General features: G+C 62.8%; 11 protein-coding genes. 3 read left to right on the top strand and 8 right to left on the bottom strand.

Annotation, left to right across the window (positions count from 1 at the left end; genetic code table 11):
- The 3 genes from SKA58_RS08640 to cyoA form a co-directional block, all read right to left on the bottom strand.
- Positions 1-484: cytochrome c oxidase subunit 3 (locus SKA58_RS08640; protein ID WP_009822019.1), on the bottom strand; the 484-nt coding region annotated here is incomplete at its 3' end.
- Positions 485-489: 5 nt separating this feature from the next.
- On the bottom strand, positions 490-2,490 hold the full coding sequence (gene cyoB, locus SKA58_RS08635; RefSeq protein WP_037542334.1) for a cytochrome o ubiquinol oxidase subunit I: 2,001 nt from the start codon (positions 2,488-2,490) through the stop codon (positions 490-492).
- Between the two features lie 5 nt (positions 2,491-2,495).
- Positions 2,496-3,623, bottom strand: a complete 1,128-nt coding sequence (gene cyoA, locus SKA58_RS08630; RefSeq protein WP_083784864.1) for a ubiquinol oxidase subunit II — start codon at positions 3,621-3,623, stop codon at positions 2,496-2,498.
- Between the two features lie 187 nt (positions 3,624-3,810).
- Between cyoA and SKA58_RS08625 the strand changes: the two genes are divergently transcribed.
- Complete coding sequence (locus SKA58_RS08625) at positions 3,811-5,142, top strand: MFS transporter (RefSeq protein WP_009822016.1); 1,332 nt, start codon at positions 3,811-3,813, stop codon at positions 5,140-5,142.
- A 70-nt stretch (positions 5,143-5,212) separates the two neighbouring features.
- On the opposite strand, the gene SKA58_RS08620 is transcribed toward SKA58_RS08625, so the two are convergent.
- The 4 genes from SKA58_RS08620 to SKA58_RS19130 all read right to left on the bottom strand — a co-directional run bounded on the left by SKA58_RS08620 (position 5,213) and on the right by SKA58_RS19130 (position 13,089).
- On the bottom strand, positions 5,213-6,064 hold the full coding sequence (locus SKA58_RS08620) for a glycosyltransferase family 2 protein (protein WP_009822015.1): 852 nt from the start codon (positions 6,062-6,064) through the stop codon (positions 5,213-5,215).
- A gap of 4 nt (positions 6,065-6,068) precedes the next feature.
- A complete protein-coding gene (locus SKA58_RS08615) occupies positions 6,069-7,340 on the bottom strand; it encodes an ammonium transporter (protein ID WP_009822014.1) in 1,272 nt (423 codons plus the stop codon).
- Positions 7,341-7,416: 76 nt separating this feature from the next.
- Positions 7,417-11,781, bottom strand: a complete 4,365-nt coding sequence (locus SKA58_RS08610) for a glycosyltransferase (protein ID WP_009822013.1) — start codon at positions 11,779-11,781, stop codon at positions 7,417-7,419.
- Between the two features lie 75 nt (positions 11,782-11,856).
- Positions 11,857-13,089: a Hint domain-containing protein gene (locus SKA58_RS19130; RefSeq protein WP_009822012.1), complete on the bottom strand. Its 1,233-nt coding sequence runs from the start codon at positions 13,087-13,089 to the stop codon at positions 11,857-11,859.
- Positions 13,090-13,297: 208 nt separating this feature from the next.
- Here SKA58_RS19130 and SKA58_RS08600 point away from each other — a divergent pair, with 208 nt between their 5' ends.
- Entirely contained in the window at positions 13,298-13,912 is a 615-nt protein-coding gene (locus SKA58_RS08600) for a PAS domain-containing protein (protein WP_232209385.1), read from the top strand.
- A gap of 48 nt (positions 13,913-13,960) precedes the next feature.
- On the opposite strand, the gene SKA58_RS08595 is transcribed toward SKA58_RS08600, so the two are convergent.
- Positions 13,961-14,452 (bottom strand): Lrp/AsnC family transcriptional regulator, encoded by a 492-nt coding sequence (locus SKA58_RS08595; RefSeq protein ID WP_009822010.1) that lies wholly within the window; start codon positions 14,450-14,452, stop codon positions 13,961-13,963.
- Between the two features lie 98 nt (positions 14,453-14,550).
- On the opposite strand from SKA58_RS08595, the gene putA reads away from it, so the two are divergent.
- Positions 14,551-18,150: a trifunctional transcriptional regulator/proline dehydrogenase/L-glutamate gamma-semialdehyde dehydrogenase gene (gene putA, locus SKA58_RS08590; protein ID WP_009822009.1), complete on the top strand. Its 3,600-nt coding sequence runs from the start codon at positions 14,551-14,553 to the stop codon at positions 18,148-18,150.
- Positions 18,151-18,186: the final 36 nt, after the last annotated feature.

Below are 18,186 nucleotides of genomic sequence, written 5' to 3'. Positions count from 1 at the left end.
CCAGCCAGATCGATCCGAAGGTGACGTGCAGGCCGTGCGTGCCGACCAGCGTGAAGAAGGACGACAGGAAGGCCGATCGCGTCGGACCCGCGCCTTCATGGATCAGGTGCGAAAATTCATAGAGTTCGATGAAGAGGAAGGCGCCGCCGAACAACAGGGTGACGAACAGCCAGCCCTGCGTCGCGCTGATGCGGTTCTTTTCCATCGCCAGCATGGCAAAGCCGTAGGTGATGGATGAAAACAGCAGCATCGCGGTGTTGAGCGCGATGAGGTTGAGATCGAACAGGTCCTTGGGACCCGGCCCGCCGGCATAGCTGCCGCCGAGCACCGCATAGGTGGCGAACAGGATGGCGAAGATGAGGCAGTCGCTCATCAGATACATCCAGAAGCCCAGCATGGTGCTGTGGCCTTCGTGGAGGTGGGGTTCCTCGGGCAGATGATAGGCCCGAGGCTCCGTCGGCGCGTTTGCAGTTGCGCTGCTCATATGGATCAGACTCCCGCCGCGAGGATGCGCGTACGCTCTTCCTCGGTGCGCGTCACTTCCTCTACGGGAATGTAGAAGTCGCGCTTGTAGTTGAAGGTATGGGCGATCGCGACCGCCACGATGCCGATGAAGCCAAGCCCTGCCAGCCACCAGATGTACCAGATGAGGGCAAAGCCGCAGAGCGTCGACAGGGCGGCGAGGATGACGCCGGTGCCGGTGCTGCTGGGCATGTGGATCGCCTTGAAGCCGGTGACCGGGCGCTGATAGCCGTGCTTCTTCATATCCGCCCAGCTGTCGGCGTCGTGGACGACCGGCGTGAAGGCGAAATTATATTCCGGCGGTGGCGAGCTGGTCGCCCATTCGAGCGTGCGGCCATCCCAGGGGTCGCCCTCGACCGCCAGTTCCTTGCGCTTCCAGATCGACCAGGCGAACTGGATGAGCATGGCGCCGATGCCCGCTGCGATGATGGCGGCGCCGATCGCGGCGATGACGAACCAGATTTGCAGCGACGGATCATCGAACACGCGCATGCGGCGGGTGACGCCCATCAGGCCCAGGACATAGAGCGGACCGAAGGCCAGCCAGAACCCGATGTTCCAGCACCAGAAGCTGACCTTGCCCCAGAACTGGTTCAGGCGGAAACCGAACGCCTTGGGCCACCAATAGTTGATCGCCGCGAACAGGCCGAACAGCACGCCGCCGATGATCACATTATGGAAGTGTGCGATCAGGAACAGGGAATTGTGGAGCACGAAGTCCGCAGGCGGCACCGCAAGCAGGACGCCGGTCATGCCACCGACGGTGAAGGTCAGCATGAAGGCAACCGCCCACATCATCGGCAATTCGAACCGGATGCGGCCGCGATACATGGTGAAGAGCCAGTTGAACAGCTTGGCACCCGTCGGGATCGAGATGATCATCGTCGTGATGCCGAAGAAGCTGTTGACGCTGGCGCCCGATCCCATGGTGAAGAAGTGGTGCAGCCAGACAAGGTAGGAGAGCACCATGATCGTGCAGGTGGCGTAGACCATGGAGGTATAGCCGAACAGGCGCTTGCTACAGAAGGTCGACACGACTTCCGAGAAGACGCCGAAGAGCGGCAGGATGAGGATGTAGACTTCGGGATGACCCCAGATCCAGATCAGGTTCACGTACATCATCGGGTTGCCGCCGAAGTCGTTCGTGAAGAAGTTTGTGCCAACATAGCGGTCGAGCGAGAGCAGGACCAAGGTGGCGGTCAGGATCGGGAAGGATGCGACGATCAGCACGTTCGCGCACAGCGACGTCCAGGTGAAGACGGGCATCTTCATGAGACTCATGCCCGGCGCGCGCATCTTGACGATGGTCGCGATCAGGTTGATGCCCGATAATGTCGTGCCGACGCCCGCCACCTGCAGCGCCCAGATATAATAGTCGACGCCGGTGGCCGGGCTGTAGTCTATGCCCGACAGGGGGGGATAGGCGAGCCACCCGGTCTGGGCGAATTCGCCCAGGAACAGCGAACACATCACCAGCACCGCGCCGCCCGTCGTCATCCAGAAGCTGAAATTGTTGAGGAAGGGGAAGCTGACGTCGCGCGCGCCGATCTGGAGCGGGACGATATAGTTCATGAGGCCCGTGATGAAGGGCATGGCCACGAAGAAGATCATGATGACGCCGTGCGCGGTGAACACCTGGTCATAATGGTGGGCGTTCAGATAGCCTTCGGAACCGTTGAAGGCCCAGGCCTGTTGCAGGCGCATCATGATGGCGTCGGCAAAGCCGCGCAGGAACATGATGAGGCCCAGCACCATGTACATGATGCCGATCTTCTTGTGATCGACGCTGGTGAACCATTCCTTCCAGAGATAGCCCCACAGGCGGAAATAAGTGAGCGCGCCGACCACCGCCGCGCCGCCCAGGACGACGGCGCAGAAGGTCGCGACGACGATCGGTTCATGCCATGGGAAACTGTCCCAGGTCAGACGACCGAAGATCATCTGGGTTGTTGTGAGTGTACCAGTCATGGGCCTTACCGATGCTGCGCGTGCGCGTCAGCGCCGCTGTGGTTGCTGTGGTCGTTCGCCGGTTCGTGGTGCGGACCGGGTGCGCCAGGCGCGTCGGGGGCGGTTTCCTGCCCCTTATTCTGGTCGCTCTGTTCGATCACATGGCTGTTGGGGAAGTCATATTGCAGGCCCTGCGTGTCGTGCGCCGATTCCTTGCCTGCACCGCCCATCATGTCGACGTGCATAAGCTCGCTCATGCAACGCTGGCCGGGCTTGGGGCACAGGTTGACGATGGCATCGAACAGCTTGGGGTCGGTCGCGCCGAAATAGGCGACCGGGGCCTTTTCGCTGGGCCTGGCGAGGGCCAGATAGACATTGCGATCGAGCGAGACCTTGCTGGCCCTGACCTGCGCCGCCCAGGCGTCGAACCCGGCCTGGTCCATTGCCTTGTACGCGAAGCGCATATGGGTGAAGCCCGCGCCCGAATAATTGGCGGAAAAGCCGGTGCCCGTGACGGGCTTGTTGGCGACGGCATGCAGCTGCGTCTTCATCCCCGGCATCGCGTAAATCTGGCCCGCCAGTTCAGGAACGTAAAAGCTGTTCATGACAGTCGATGCGGTGATGTCGAAACGCACCGGCACATTGGTGGGCAGAACCAGTTCGTTGACGGTCGCAACGCCAAGGTCGGGATAGATGAACAGCCATTTCCAGTCGAGCGCGACGACCTCCACCGTCATCGGCTTGACCTTCGGGTCGACAGCGGTCTTCGCGTCGATCCGGTCGAGCGGCCGATAGGGGTCCAGCTTGTGCGTGCTGACCCAGGTCAGCGCGCCCAGCGCGATGATGATCAGCAACGGCGCCGACCAGATCAGCAGTTCCAGCTTGGTGCTGTGATCCCAGTCGGGATCATAGTCCGCGTCGGTCGCCTTGTTGGTCGCGCGATAGCGCATGGCGAAGACGACGACGAGGGCCATGACCGGCAGCACGATCAGCAGCATCAGTGCCGTCGAAATCAGGATCAGGTCGCGCTGTTGCAGTGCAATATCGCCCGACGGGTTCATCACGACCCAGTTACAGCCCGCGAGCGGCGCTGCCAGAATCGGAGCGGACCAGCGCAAAAGCCTGATCCTTAGCGGAGAGTGTGGCTGTGACATGGCGCGCGCCTAGCCTGTCACGTCTGAGTCGGCCAGTGGGCAATTTGTCCAAAGCTGTGCAGGCGCAAAAATTCTGTCTGGCCTGGGATACTGCTTAGACTCTGTCGGTTTTCTGTTATGTTGCCATTCCCTGGCCGCTGGAAGACGAGCATACCGCACCGGCGGCCCAGCCAAGGAGCGGATGTAGATGAGTTCAGGGGCCATAGCCTTCACCTCCACGTCACTTGAGGATGACGCGCGCAGGATCAATGCGCGCGACCACAAGGTTGCGCCGGGGGATATTTCCATCGGTGTGATCATCGGTCGCACCTCCGAATTTTTCGACTTCTTCGTTTACGCCATCGCTTCGGTGATCGTGTTCCCCAGCCTGGTCTTCCCTTATGTCGATGCGCTGACCGGGACGCTCTATTCCTTCGCTATCTTTGCGGTCGCTTTCATCACACGGCCGATCGGATCGCTGATCTTCATGGCGATCGACCGTCGCTATGGTCGCGGCACGAAGCTTACCGCCGCCTTGTTCCTGCTTGGCAGCTCCACCGTGGCGATCGCCTTCCTACCAGGATATGAGACGATTGGCCATTATGCCGCGGTCGTCCTTGTCATTTTACGGGCGGCGCAGGGCCTTGCGCTTGGCGGCACATGGGATGGCCTCGCCTCGCTCCTTTCGCTCAACGCGCCGCAGCATCAGCGCGGATGGTACGCCATGGTGCCGCAGCTAGGCGCGCCCCTGGCGCTGCTGGTGGCGAGCGGCCTGTTCGCCTTCTTCCTGCTCACCCTGTCGAAAGCCGATTTCCTCAGCTGGGGCTGGCGCTACCCCTTCTTCGTCGCGTTCGCGATCAACGTGGTGGCCCTTTTTGCGCGCCTGCGCATCGTCGTGACCCATGAATTTGAACGCTTGTTCGAGCAGCGCGATCTGGTTCCCTCGCCGGTTCTCCCGACCGTCAAGCGCGAAGGCCGCAACATCGTCATCGGCGCCTTTGCGCCGCTCGCCAGTTTCGCCCTGTTCCACATGGTGACAGTGTTTCCGCTGTCCTGGATCGCGCTCTATACCGATCAGCCGATCGAGCGCTTCCTGGTGATCGAGATGATCGGGGCTGCGGTGGGCCTGTTGGCGATCGTCGTTTCGGGTTTCGTTGCCGACCAGATCGGGCGGCGCTCGCTGCTGGGCTGGTCGGCCGGCGGGATCGCGGTCTTCGCGCTCATGGCGCCGCTGTTGCTCAACGGGGGTGATCTGGGCGAAGTCGCCTTCATGATCCTGGGTTTCATGCTGCTTGGCCTGGCATTTGGCCAGTCTTCCGGCGTGGTCGCGTCCAACTTCGCGACGGAGGCGCGCTATACCAGCTCCGCGCTGACGTCCGACCTGGCGTGGCTGGTCGGTGCGGGCTTTGCCCCGCTCGTGGCCTTGCTGCTGTCGGTCAAGTTCGGCCTGGCCGCTTCTGGCGTGTACCTGCTTTCGGGCGCGATCGCGACCATGGTGGCGCTGTATATCAACAAGGAACTGGCAGGCCGCGACCGCTAAAGCGTAAAGCCAAAGCGGCAGGGGCCGTGCGCGCCGCTCGGATCACCGGGTCCGAGCGGCGCGATCCGTTTCAGCCTTGCACTGCCTTGCGCATCCGCGCGAGCGCCTTGCGATCGAACCAGCCCGTCAAACCGGGCCGCGGCCGCCAGCGTGGCAGCCATTGGCCATAGAGGCTTGCAAGTCTGCGGGGCAGGCCGCCGGGGCCTTCACGCGCCATGATGTCGGACACGATCCGGTTCTGATAGAAGCGCACCGAATAGTTGATCAGCCGCTTATATTGCATGATCCAGGTCGATGGTCGCCAGAGTCTGACCTGTTCCGCTACAAACCCTGCTTCTTCGCAGGCAATGACCCGGTCATGCTCCCATTGGCTGTCTGCCTCCAGGTCGGTGTGCGCCCAGGCCGCGACCATTCCATCGTCGCCAATGAGGTCATCGGGCAGGCGAATACCCTTGGCCCGAATAGCCGCGACGAAGCGACCCGACAGGGCATAAAGGTCCCCGAATAGGCCGCCTTCGGCGCGCAGGCCTGCGCGATACATTTCCACTTTGCGGCCGTTCATCGGCATGCCGGCGGCTGCATTGGCAGAAGGATGACTTGCAAGAGCAGCGACGAGCGCGTCGATCGAACCGGGGGCGATTTCCGCGTCGCCGTCCATGAAGACGATCACTGTCTCTTTGCCGTTCAGCAGGTCGTGGACAAAATGATTCCAGGTTCGCGATTTTCCACCCTGCGCAATGTCGTGGACGATGACATTGTTTCGGCCGCCAGCGGTTGCCTTGGCGCGATCGACTGTCCCGTCCGTCGTCCCATTGATAAGGACATGAAAAATCGTGTCCGGTCGGTCCAGCGGCAGCGATGCGAGACAGGCGGTGATCCGCCGCTCCTCCTGATGCGCGAAGATGCCGACCGCGATGGTCATGACTTTAGCGGAAGTCCCAGCTCTGTTCGCCATGATGCGCAGCGTCCAGCCCCTCATTCTCGACCGGTTCGGCAACGCGCATCGGGATGATCACCGAGATGGCCAGAGCGACGATTGCGCTCCCCGCCATGGCCCAGAACGCGACGACGATGATGCCGATGAGCTGGCCGACGATCGCGTCGGTGAGGCTGATGCCCGCTTCGAAACCTACGCCCCCCAGTAGCGGCAGGACGCCAAACGGCAGCAAAAGCGCCCCGGTCAGGCCGCCAACGCCGTGGATGACGAAAATCTGCGCCGCATCGTCGATCCAGCGTTGCGTAACGGCCAAGCCCAGGCGGGATAAGAGAGCGGCGATCCCGCCGATGAGCATTGCGCCGCCGCTTCCCACCAATGCGGCCGAGGCGGCGATGGCGGCGATGCCGGCAAGCGCGCCCGCCATCGCGCCAGTGGCGCTGCTGCGCGCGCCAAGCAGGCGATCAGTCGCGATCCAGAGCAGCGCGCCGCCGCAGGCGGCGAAATGATGGTTGAGGAGCGCGGTGGCCGCATCATCGGTTGCGCCCAGTGCCCAGCCGCCGACCAGTCCAGACAGACCGATCCACAGCAACCCGCCGCCCGCCAGAGCCAGCACCGGGCTGTGGCCAGCGGCGGGAGGCTGCCGCCGAGCGCCGACGATCAGTGCAAGGGCCAGCGCGGACCAGCCCGCCGAAGCGTGGACGACGAGGCTGCCGGCAAAGTCCATGACGCCCAGTTGCGCGAGCCAGCCGCCCGCCCAAATCGCATGAGTGATGGGCACATAGACCATCAGCAACCATAAAGGGGCAAAGCCCATGAACCAGGCCAAACGTGTGCGTTCCGCAACGGCGCCAACCAGCAGCGATACGGCAATCAATGCGCCGGCCATCTGGAAGAGGACGAACGCCGATTCCGGGATTGTCAGCCCGTCGCGCAGCGCCGCAAGATTAGCGAGCATCAGATTGGTAGTCCCGCCGATCCATCCGCCGCCGGGTGCATAGATCAGGCTGTAGCCCGCGATCGCCCATGCCAGCGAAACGATCGCCACTACCGCAGTTCCCTGCGCCATCACCGACAGTGCGTTGCGGACATTCACAAGCCCGGCATGACGCAGCATCACGCCAGGCAGCGCCGCGGCCAGCACAAGGATGGAACAGGTCAGTGTCCATGCCGTGTCGCCGCTGTCTGCCGCTGCGACCTGAGCAAAGGCCGGCTGGGGCAGGGCGACTAGCAGCAGCAAGGGCAGGGCAGGCAGGAGACGCATCGCAGGTTCCAGTGAAGGAGGATTGCGTTCTCCTACCCCTGGCGGGGTAAAGACTTCAATAAGCTAACCGGGGGCGTCAGGCCCAGGGCGGAATATCATCGCGATGACAGGCGATGAGGTCGGGCAGATAAAGGCTGGACACCGGCTCCGTCGCGAAGGAGTCGAAATAATGGTCCAGCATATCTGGAGTGGACCGGGACAGCGAAGCGGACAGCTTCAGGCGGTTTATATGTTCGCCTGGAATGAAGACATATTCTTTTGGGGGGCGGTCGACGGACTGGCCGTGCAGCGCTGGGCCAAGGCTCCATTCGATAATGGCGGCGCTGATCCGTTCGGGGGTCATGTCGTGATAAAGGCTGCCAAACCGTCCCCGCCGCAATGGGCCGTAAAGCCTGCCCGTCGCGGCGGCATAGCTGCGCGCGGGCGATATGCGATCGAGTGCGCTCGCCCAGTCGGCACTGAGCACATGCGCGCTATCGATGATGAGCATCGGCCTGTCCATTTCATTGTCGCGAAGCAGGGCGCCGATCCTGTCGACTATTGTTGCATCACCCAGTTGTCCCGTTTGCGGATCGATCCACGCGCCAAATGTACGGCCGTCCTCCATCCAGACGCCCGCGACCATGCCGGTGGCCGACGCGCGCAGCCGTGCGTTGGCGACCGCCCAGGCCGACAGATCCGCCGATGACCGGGCGTTTACGAGCATGTCCAGCGGCCTTGGTTCCTGCGTGCTGCCCGCAATCCGGCTGGCCGGACTGACGATGCGAAGCCGGCGGCGGTTGCGGGCGAAATCTTCCGTCGCGGTAATCTGGTTGTCGGCCGCCCCTGCGCGATAGGTGCCGAGCAGTGCTGGCACCATCAACGGCGGGCTCTCGGGCGTATACCGCAGGATCAGGTCCCAATCGACCAGCCGGTGCAGGGATTTGTCAAAGCCGCCATGCAGTGCCACCAGATGGCGGCGATGCACGAAGATATTGAGGTCGATATAATTGCGTTCTTCCAGGCGGCTGCGGTTGAAGGGGCAAAGGCGGATGGCCCGGCGTTCTTCCTGTCCGGCGCCATCCGCGCTGGTCACGGCCTGAAATATGGATTGCCCGGCATAGGCGCAGGCATGGCCGCGATGGTCAGCCAGGGCGTTGACCATGACGGCCAGATAGTCGGGGTCCCAGCTATTGTCGGAATCGAGATAGGCGATGATCTCACCAGATGCCCGGTCCAGCCCTCGGTTGCGGGCGGCGGATACGCGTTCGCTACGGGCGTTTGAAATCAGCAGGATGCGCGGATCGGGATATCGTTCGAGAGCGGAGGGAAGGTCGTCGGTGCTGCCGTCATCGATGATGATGAGTTCGAAATGCGCGTGGCTCTGGGCCAATACCGATGCGATGGCGTCGCCGATGATGGCCGCGCGGTTCAGCACCGGCATGATGATCGAAACGAATGTGTCGGCCTGTGCCTCCTGCGCCCGCGCCACCAGCAAGCGTTTTTGCAATTCCAGCTGGCTGAGCAGCGTCAGCGCATGGTCTGCATGACCCGCACCCATTCGGTCTTCACAAAAGCCCCATCGCAGATGGTCGCTTAGCGAGACATAGGGCGAAAAACCGCGGGGATCATTGGCGACCGCCAGACTTTTCTTTGTCAGGCTGGTCGCGGTTCCTGCCAGGCGCAGTTCGATCGACAGGCTTTCGCGTAACAGAAAGCGATTGGGAAGGTGAAGGCTGAAGCCGTGGCGACCATCCCCCAGACCCGCGCGGCGAAGGTCAGGACGGTCATTTTCGGCCATGACGTCGCGCGCGGCCAGTTCGTTGTCGACGAATATGTCGAGCGCAAGGGCAATGTCGGGATGAGCAAGGTCGAGCGCCCAGCCCTTGAGTTGGCCATCGCCGACGCTTTCCAGCATCGCCTTCAATCGTGGCTTCACGCCCGTCGTGGCAGGCGGCGACATATGCCAGATATCGCCCTTGAGACTTGTCGAAACGGGCACGCGCCGGCCGTTGGCGGCGTAGCGAAGATCGAAGCGCGCGCGTTCTCCATCACGGGATCGCGGAATCGCAAAGTCGAAGCCCGCCGCGCTTCCATAGCCTGCCGCGACCAGATCGGCCCTGTCCAGATGTGGCAGGATGCGCTTGAGCGGCCGACCATTTTGAAACAGCCAAAGCGCGGCAGGACGCCAGGGGGTCCCGTCTTTGCCACGCTCTACGGCCCAGCCGGTCAGGTGCGCAGCATTTTTTCGGTCGATGCGACCTTCGCACGCCGCCTCGGTCGTCAGCGCGACCGCGTCGATCCGTGCCGGCACGTAGACCATTTCCGTGACCCCGGCCATGCCGTCTTCGACGCCTGCCCGAACGCAGCGATCGAAAAGCGGGAGCAGGTCGGTATGGGATTTGGCGAGGCCTTTGCGCAGTGGCGCGATATGCCGCCGCTCGACATGATCGGCGACCAGTCGGGGACTTGCGCGCGCGGCCGGTGAGGCAAGGGCCAGGGCCCGCTGAACCTGCGCACGGACATCATGATAGAGGGTTTCGATGCCGGGGAAGAGTGACGCATTGTCAGCAACGGCCGGCCGCGCCTGACTTGATGGCTCTATGACGAGGGGAATGCCCTGGCGCGTGGCGCGCAGGGTCCAGTCCATGATCGCCTGCGCCGTGACCGCATTTTCCGGGAGGAAGCCGACGCGATCGAGCAGGCTGAGTGGTATCAGCAGCGGGGCGGGGGACGCCTGCGCCTTATAGGCTCTGCGATCCAGCAGGGGATCTTCGCCAACCAATATTGGCTCCAAATGCACATGGCCATCGGACTGGGTGCAGCAACGATAGCCGCCGGCAGCGACGTGGCCATTGTCGCCGAGCGTCAGGGGCGCCACCATCGCGTCCGGGCGGGGATGCGCCAGGAGATGGTCCAGCGCATCGCCATCCAGATGCAGCGTGGGATCGAGCAGCAAGGCCTGTTCGCATCCGTCCGCGCGCATGCGTGCCAGCATCCTATTGGCCGCGGCGGCAAACCCGATAGGCGCGTCGATCGACAGCAGGGTATCGACTCGCGCATGCAGCCCAAAATCGGGACGATGCCGGGGATTGCAGTCGAACAGATAGACGTGCGGACGCCCGGCTTGCAGCTTCGCCAATGCTGTCAGCTGCGCGGCAAGATTGTCTTGGCCACCATTGCTCACCAGGCCGATCGCCAGCAAAGACCTTTCCGGTTGGGGCCGTCGCAACACCGACAGGGTTCGTAGCTCGCCGTCTATCTCGACAGGCCGAGAATCGGGCGTGAGCCGCTCCGCAATGGCATTGTGAAAGCCAGCACTGACCTGGTCCCACGACATTGCCTTCGACCAGGTGCGACCGGCGCGACGTATCGCCCCTCTTTGGCGATCGCCCAGGCGCAACGCGCGATCAAGGGCGCTTTCCAGTGCGTCGGGGGCTTCAGGATCATATCGGACGCCCAGCCCGATCGCGTCGACTGCGTCCAGCGCCGGGAGACGGGGCGCAACCACAGGCTTGCCATAGAGCGCCGCGAGCATCAGCGCACCGGAGGTCAGCGTTTGCCGATAGGGCAGGGCGATGACATCGGCGGCGCCGAAGAGCAGCGGCAATTTGGCGTCGGGCGCAAAGCCGTCCATCACATGGATTTGGGGATGCGCTTCCTCCAGAAGGCGGGCGTGGGCGGGGGTAAAGTCGCCCATGACCTTGCCCGCGATCAGCAGGTGGACATGGTCGCGGTCTGGTCGGGCGGCAAGCCCGTGAAAGGCCCGGACCAGCCCGTCAACGCCCTTGTAGGAACGGATCTGACCGAAGCACAGGATCAGCGTTTCGACCTTTTCCAATCCCAACAGCTGACGGCTTTGATGGGTGTCGAAGGCGCGGCCATAACAGCCTTCATAGCTGCCATGGGGGGCAACGATGCATTTGTTTTCGTCGACCGCATAGTGGCGGCGCAATTCGGCAATGGCTGCGTCACTATGCACATGGATGACGTTCGCGGCGGCCGCCAGACGCGCGTGGAAATGCAGCGCCAGATCCTCGAAAATGGGTTCATGCGGCAGGCTGTTGTGCACCGTCCATAGGAACGCGCCGCCACGCGCCTGAAAGAGGCGGATGGCGTGCAGGAACTCACTCGCGCGGATCTGGTAGTCGAACCGATCGGTGCAGTCGGCGAAAAGCGGGTCGGGCCAGTGCAGGTGAAACAATACGGGCTGGCTGCCAGAGGAGCGCTCGATCAAGTCGATGGCGTGCTGGATCGGACCATATTCAACGCGCAGGTCAGCTCCGAAGGAGTGGTACAACCCATCCTGGTAAGGATTGGTGGCGCGATAGTCGGGATAGGCGACCAGCGTCGTCCCTGCGATCAGTCGTTTGGGCGATATGCCAGCGCGACGCGCGTGGGCGGTGGGTTCGGCATCGGCCGTTGCCTGATCGTCAAACTGGTCCGCAGCGGGCTGATACATGAGAATTGGCCTTTGCAGCCCGCAGGCGCAGGTCATGGGATGCCCGCGCCACCACGGCGGCGCGGGCACTCGGGGTCAGGCGACGCGGCGCGCCTGTTTGGTTTCGGCGGCGATAAGCGATGCCCGGTCGGCGAGGCGCTTCTGCATCGCGCTTATGGTCCTGGCGTCGCGCACCGCATGGAATCCCGGGCGGCTGCCATCCCGCCGGGGCTGTGGCTGCGCGGTCATACGGGTGACGGACGTATTGTGGAAAAAGTCCCGATTGCCGCCATCGGTATAGCTTTCCGAATAGATGCCGTGCGCGCGGATCACATCGAACTGGTCCAATTCAATGTGATGATAGGATATGCGTTTGAGGCTCTTGTCCGGGCGGATGGTGGCGCCATTGACCAGATCCTTTGCCCGCACCAGCAGACCATCGACATAAAGATGATGCCATGGCGAAACGCGGATATCCCTGCTGGGCACGGCGTCGCTGATGGCATTGGCTTCGATCAGGATGGGCCACATATCGTCAAGATGCGCCTGCGGGATGCGATCGACCCAATCATGGCGGTGGCCTACCCAGCGCACTGTGCGCAGGCCGCCGCGGCAAAGGACGCGATCGCCGGCCTTGATGTCCTCCACCGCGATCTCCCCCTGATCGGTGTCAATCATCGTTCCGCGCAGGAAGCAGACCGGAGCCACGAACTGGCCGGTGCTGTCCACGAAGCTCGCCGGATCGGCGAGGATTGCCGCCGCCAGTTCAGGATCGACGCCGGTCATATTAAAGGTGACAGTCTGTTCGCCGATCAATGCGCCGTTCGTCAGCACGAGCGTCGCGCTGCCCGAAACGGAATCATAGTCGAAACTGTCAAATTCATACCCATCGACGCCAACGCTGTCCCCCCAGTCGAAGCCGTTCACGTCGAAGGAAGAGACGCTGTCGATCAGCCCCTTGTCATAGGTGAAGGACCCGGCGCCATTGCCGGAGAAATTAATGGTCTGAGCGCCAAGGTTGAGCCCCAGAACCGACGGCCCCTGGACCGATATGTTTGATGTGTCGCCGACATTATAAGTGACGCCAGACAGGGTATTGGCGCCCAGCGCGCCATAATCGATCGTGAGATTGCCGTCATTCACCGCCGAAAAGGTCGGCGAAGAGGCCGCCTGGACCCCCGCCAGCCCGGAAACGGTCGCACTGACCCCGTCCACGGTCAGAGTATGCGTGCCAAGCGCCACAATATTGACAGTATTGGTGTCGTCCGCATTGTCACTGTTGATCGTCTGATCGCTGTTCAGAAGGTCGAGATTGAGGATCGCCATCATATATCTCCCACTGGGGCCGGTGTGCCTGTCGATGTTTTCGACGACGCATCTGGTCCGTGAAGAGTATTAGGAAATTGCAGTCCGGGAATATTGATGATGGTCCGAAATGGACTTTCCGCCCGGCCGTCCAGCGACCTCCAAGGCGCTCCGCGCTGCCGACGGAGTTCAGTTGAAATGGGGCCCGTGTTTGCTTTATGTCGGTGTCGTCATGACGGGAATGGAACTGATAGCGCATGGGACGCCCCTGTCCGACTTGATCGCGGCAAGCCCGATCGCGGCGTTGATTTGCGATCCGTCCACCGCCGATACGCCCGTGATCGAGTGCAATTCCGCCTTTCTGGCGTTGACGGGCTATAGGCGCGAAGAGGTGATAGGCCGCAATTGCCGCTTTATGCGCGGCGCGGGCACCGAACCGGAACTTACGGGTCAAATTCGCGCGGCGATCAGCGACCGGCGACCGATCCTGGTCGAGATTTTGAATTACAAGAAAGGCGGCGCGCCTTTTCGCAATGCGGTTCTGATTGCCCCCATTTTCGATGATTCCGGGACGCTCAAATATTTCCTGGGCTCTCTGATGGAAGTGACTGATCCGGCGCTGGGGCCGACCCGTCAGATGATGGCGCGCGACCGCGTCGCGGCGTTGACGCGGCGCCAGCACGAAGTGCTGGTGCAGATGGCGGCCGGTCAATTGAACAAGCAGATCGCCTTTACGCTGGGCCTGTCGGAACGGACGGTGAAGATGCACAAGGCGGCTTTGCAGAAGGGGCTGGGTGTTTCGACATCCGCCGACGCCATCCGGATCGCGGTGGAAGCGGGCTATTGACGTTCGGGTCTGCGACCTTTGCATGGCATATTGCAAAGCGATCGCGCCTTACCGGCCGCTTTTCGTCCGGCGATGCCCGGCCTCCATCACGGTTTCCATCGCCACGAAGGTGGATGTGCTGGCGACATGGGGCAGGGCGCTGATCTTTTCGCCCAGCACGATGCGATAGCGGCGGATATCGGCCGTCCGCACCTTGAGCAGATAATCGAAATTGCTGGCCAGCATGTGGCATTCTTCTACCTCCGCAATACGGCGGACAGCGGCGTTGAATTCGCGAAGGGCCGCTTCGCGCGTATCCGATAATTTGACTTCGGTGAAGGCGATGTGGTCGAGGCCAAGCTTTGCGGGGTCGATGATCGCGCGAAAGCCGCGTATGACGCCGGCTTGCTGGAGCCGCTTCAGCCTGACCTGACACGGTGTCTTCGACAGACCAACCGCTTCGGCAAGGTCCGTAACCGTCATGCGGCCATCGTCCACCAGAGCGGCGATCATGCGGCGGTCGAAATCGTCCAGTTCGACTGTTTCTGGCGTGTTTTTCATCCATATCAGCTAAACTGATTGGCATAATAAGGCAAATTTCCTGAAAATAACCTGATCAAAGGGCGGAACGATCTTCAATTTGAGCATATTCTTCCAGCATGACCGATAAGCCCTTCGCCCAGTTCGCCCCCGCCATCCGCCAGCCTACGCCGTTGCGACAGGCTATCACCGCTGCCTATCGGCGCGACGAGGCGGAGGCGCTGGAGCCATTGATCGCGGCCGCGACGGTGCCCGATGCCATGCGCGATGCGATTGCCGATACGACCCGCAAGCTCGTCACCGCATTGCGCGCCAATCGCAAGGGGAGCGGTGTCGAGGGCCTGGTGCAGGAATATGCGCTGTCCAGCCAGGAGGGCGTGGCGCTGATGTGCCTTGCCGAGGCATTGCTGCGTATTCCCGATACGGCGACGCGCGACGCGTTGATCCGCGACAAGATCGCCGACGGTGATTGGGGCGCGCATCTGGGTGGTGAAAAATCGCTGTTCGTCAATGCCGCGACATGGGGTCTGGTGGTCACTGGCAAGTTGGTCGGCAGTGTTGACGATCGGGGACTGGGCGCAGCGCTGACGCGGCTGGTCGCGCGTGCGGGCGAACCCGTGATCCGGCGCGGGGTTGATCTGGCCATGCGGATGATGGGCGAACAATTCGTAACGGGCGAGACGATCCAGCAGGCGCTGAAGCGCGCGAAGGAGATGGAGGCCAAGGGCTTCGCCTACAGCTATGATATGCTGGGCGAAGCCGCGACCACGGCCGCCGACGCCAGGCGCTATTTTGCCGATTATGAACGGGCGATCCACGCCATTGGCAAGGCGTCGGCCGGGCGCGGCATTTATGCCGGGCCGGGCATTTCGATCAAATTGTCGGCGCTGCATCCGCGCTATGTCCGTGCCCAGGCGGACCGGGTGATGGGCGAATTGCTGCCGGCGGTGAAGCAATTGGCGCTGCTGTCCAAGCGGTATGACATCGGTTTCAATATCGATGCGGAAGAAGCCGACCGGCTGGAATTGTCGCTCGACCTGCTCGAAAGCCTGGCGGGCGATCCCGATCTTGCCGGCTGGAATGGCCTTGGCTTTGTGGTGCAGGGCTATGGCAAGCGCTGCCCCTTCGTGATCGACTGGATCATCGACCTGGCGCGACGTAGCGACCGGCGCATCATGGTGCGGTTGGTCAAGGGCGCCTATTGGGATGCGGAAATCAAGCGGGCGCAGGTTGACGGCCTGCCCGACTTCCCCGTCTATACGCGCAAGGTTCATACCGACGTCGCCTATATCGCCTGTGCCCGCAAGCTGGTGGCGGCGCGCGACGTGGTGTTTCCGCAATTTGCGACGCATAATGCCCAGACGCTAAGCAGCATCTATCATCTGGCCGGACCGGACTTTTCGGTTGGCGATTATGAGTTTCAATGCCTGCACGGCATGGGAGAGCCGCTTTATGAGCAGGTGGTCGGGGCAGAGAAGCTGAACCGCCCCTGCCGCATTTACGCCCCGGTCGGCACGCATGAGACATTGCTGGCCTATCTGGTGCGGCGCTTGCTGGAAAATGGCGCAAACAGCAGTTTCGTCAACCGCATCGCCGATCCGGCCGTGTCAATCGACGATCTGATTGCCGACCCGGCGGAGGTGGTGAAGGCGATGCCCCATCCGGGCGCGCGGCACCACCAGATCGCGCTGCCGGCGGATCTGTATCCAGACCGGCGCAATTCCGACGGACTGGACCTGAGCGACGAGGCCGAATTGGCGCGGCTTGGCGATGCGTTGCGGGAAAGCGCGCAAATCGCATGGACGGCAGCGCCAGAAAAGGCATCGGGGCCAGCGCGGACCGTATTCAATCCGGCCGATCATCGGGACGTGGTCGGCCGGGTCACGGATGCGACTGAAGCAGATGCGCGTGCCGCGGTGATCCGCGCTGCGGAGTCGCGCTGGCCCAATAGCGCGGTGTCTGATCGCGCCGCCATGCTGGAAGCGGCGGCCGACGCGATGCAGGCGCGCATGCCGATCCTGCTCGGCCTCATCGTGCGGGAAGCGGGCAAGTCGCTGCCCAATGCCATTGCCGAAGTGCGGGAGGCGATCGATTTTCTGCGCTATTACGCTCGGCAGGCGCACGCGACCTTTGGCGCACAGCAGCAGTCGCTGGGACCGGTCGTGTGCATCAGCCCGTGGAATTTCCCGTTGGCGATATTCACGGGTCAGGTTGCCGCCGCACTGATGGCGGGCAATCCGGTGCTGGCCAAGCCTGCCGAGGAAACGCCCCTGATCGCGGCGGAGTCGGTGCGATTGCTGCATGACGCGGGCGTGCCTGCCGATGCGCTGCAACTGCTGCCCGGCGACGGCGGGATCGGCGCGGCGCTGGTCGCGGCCCCGGAAACGGCGGCGGTGATGTTCACCGGGTCGACCGAGGTCGCCCGCCTGATCCAGCGCCAGCTTGCGCCGCGGCTGTCGCGCGCCGGCCGGCCGATCCCCCTGATCGCTGAAACGGGCGGCCAGAATGCCATGATCGTCGACAGTTCGGCGCTGGCCGAACAGGTGGTGGCGGACGTCATAGCCTCTGCCTTCGACAGTGCAGGGCAACGGTGTTCGGCGCTGCGCATCTTGTGCCTGCAGGAGGATGTCGCGGACCGGACGCTGACCATGTTGAAGGGCGCGCTGGCCGAATTGCGCATCGGGCGCACCGATGCGCTGAGCGTGGATATCGGGCCGGTCATCACAGCGGAGGCGCGCGACGGGATTATCGCTCATATCGACGCGATGCGCGCGAAGGGGCGGGGGGTTGAACAAAGCGTCCTGCCGCCTGAAACCGCGCATGGCACGTTCGTCGCGCCAACGATCATCGAGATCGACGGCATCGCCGATCTGGAGCGCGAAGTCTTCGGTCCGGTTCTTCACGTGCTGCGCTTCAAGCGGGAAGGACTGGATGCGCTGGTCGATCAGATCAATGCGACCGGCTATGGCCTGACCTTCGGTCTGCACACACGGCTGGACGAAACGATCGCCCGCGTCACAAGCCGGGCAAAGGTCGGCAATATCTATGTGAACCGCAACGTCATCGGCGCCATCGTCGGGGTTCAGCCCTTTGGCGGGCGGGGCTTGTCGGGCACCGGGCCAAAGGCCGGTGGCCCGCTCTATCTGGGCCGGCTGACCACCACGCCGCCCGTCTTTGCCGAGCGGGTAACGCATCTACGATCGCCGCTGCATGGCTTTGCCGACTGGCTGGACCGCCAGGGTGAGGGGGAAGCAGCGGCTCAGGCGCGGCGGACTGGTGATGCTTCGGCCCTGGGGGTCGAATTGTCGCTGCCAGGCCCAGTAGGTGAGCGCAATCTTTACGCGTTGCATCCGCGCGGCCGGGTGTTGATGCGCCCGGCTACGCGGCAGGGCCTGTTCCGGCAGATGGCGGCGATATTGGCGACCGGCAATCACGGCGTGGTACAGGGGATGACGTTGCCCGCCGACCTCCCGCAGGACGTGGCCGCATGCTTTTCGACGAACGAAAGCGGTCCCTTCGCGGCGGCGCTGGTCGAAGGCGACAGCGCCAAGATTGCGGCTACCGCGCAATGCGTCGCCGACATGCCCGGACCCATTGTCCCGGTCCATGTCGATGAACATGGTCAAGGCTATTGCCTGGACTGGCTGCTGGAAGAAGTGTCGACGTCGATCAACACCACCGCGGCGGGGGGGAATGCCAGCCTGATGATGATCGGATGACCGGGAAAATTTGATCGGGATCAGGAATAATCATCC

The sequence above is a fragment of the Sphingomonas sp. SKA58 genome (assembly GCF_000153545.1).
In the GTDB taxonomy this organism is placed as follows: domain Bacteria; phylum Pseudomonadota; class Alphaproteobacteria; order Sphingomonadales; family Sphingomonadaceae; genus Sphingobium; species Sphingobium soli.
The sequence above is the reverse complement of the archived record's forward strand: the minus strand, read 5'-3'. Positions and strand labels throughout refer to the sequence as shown.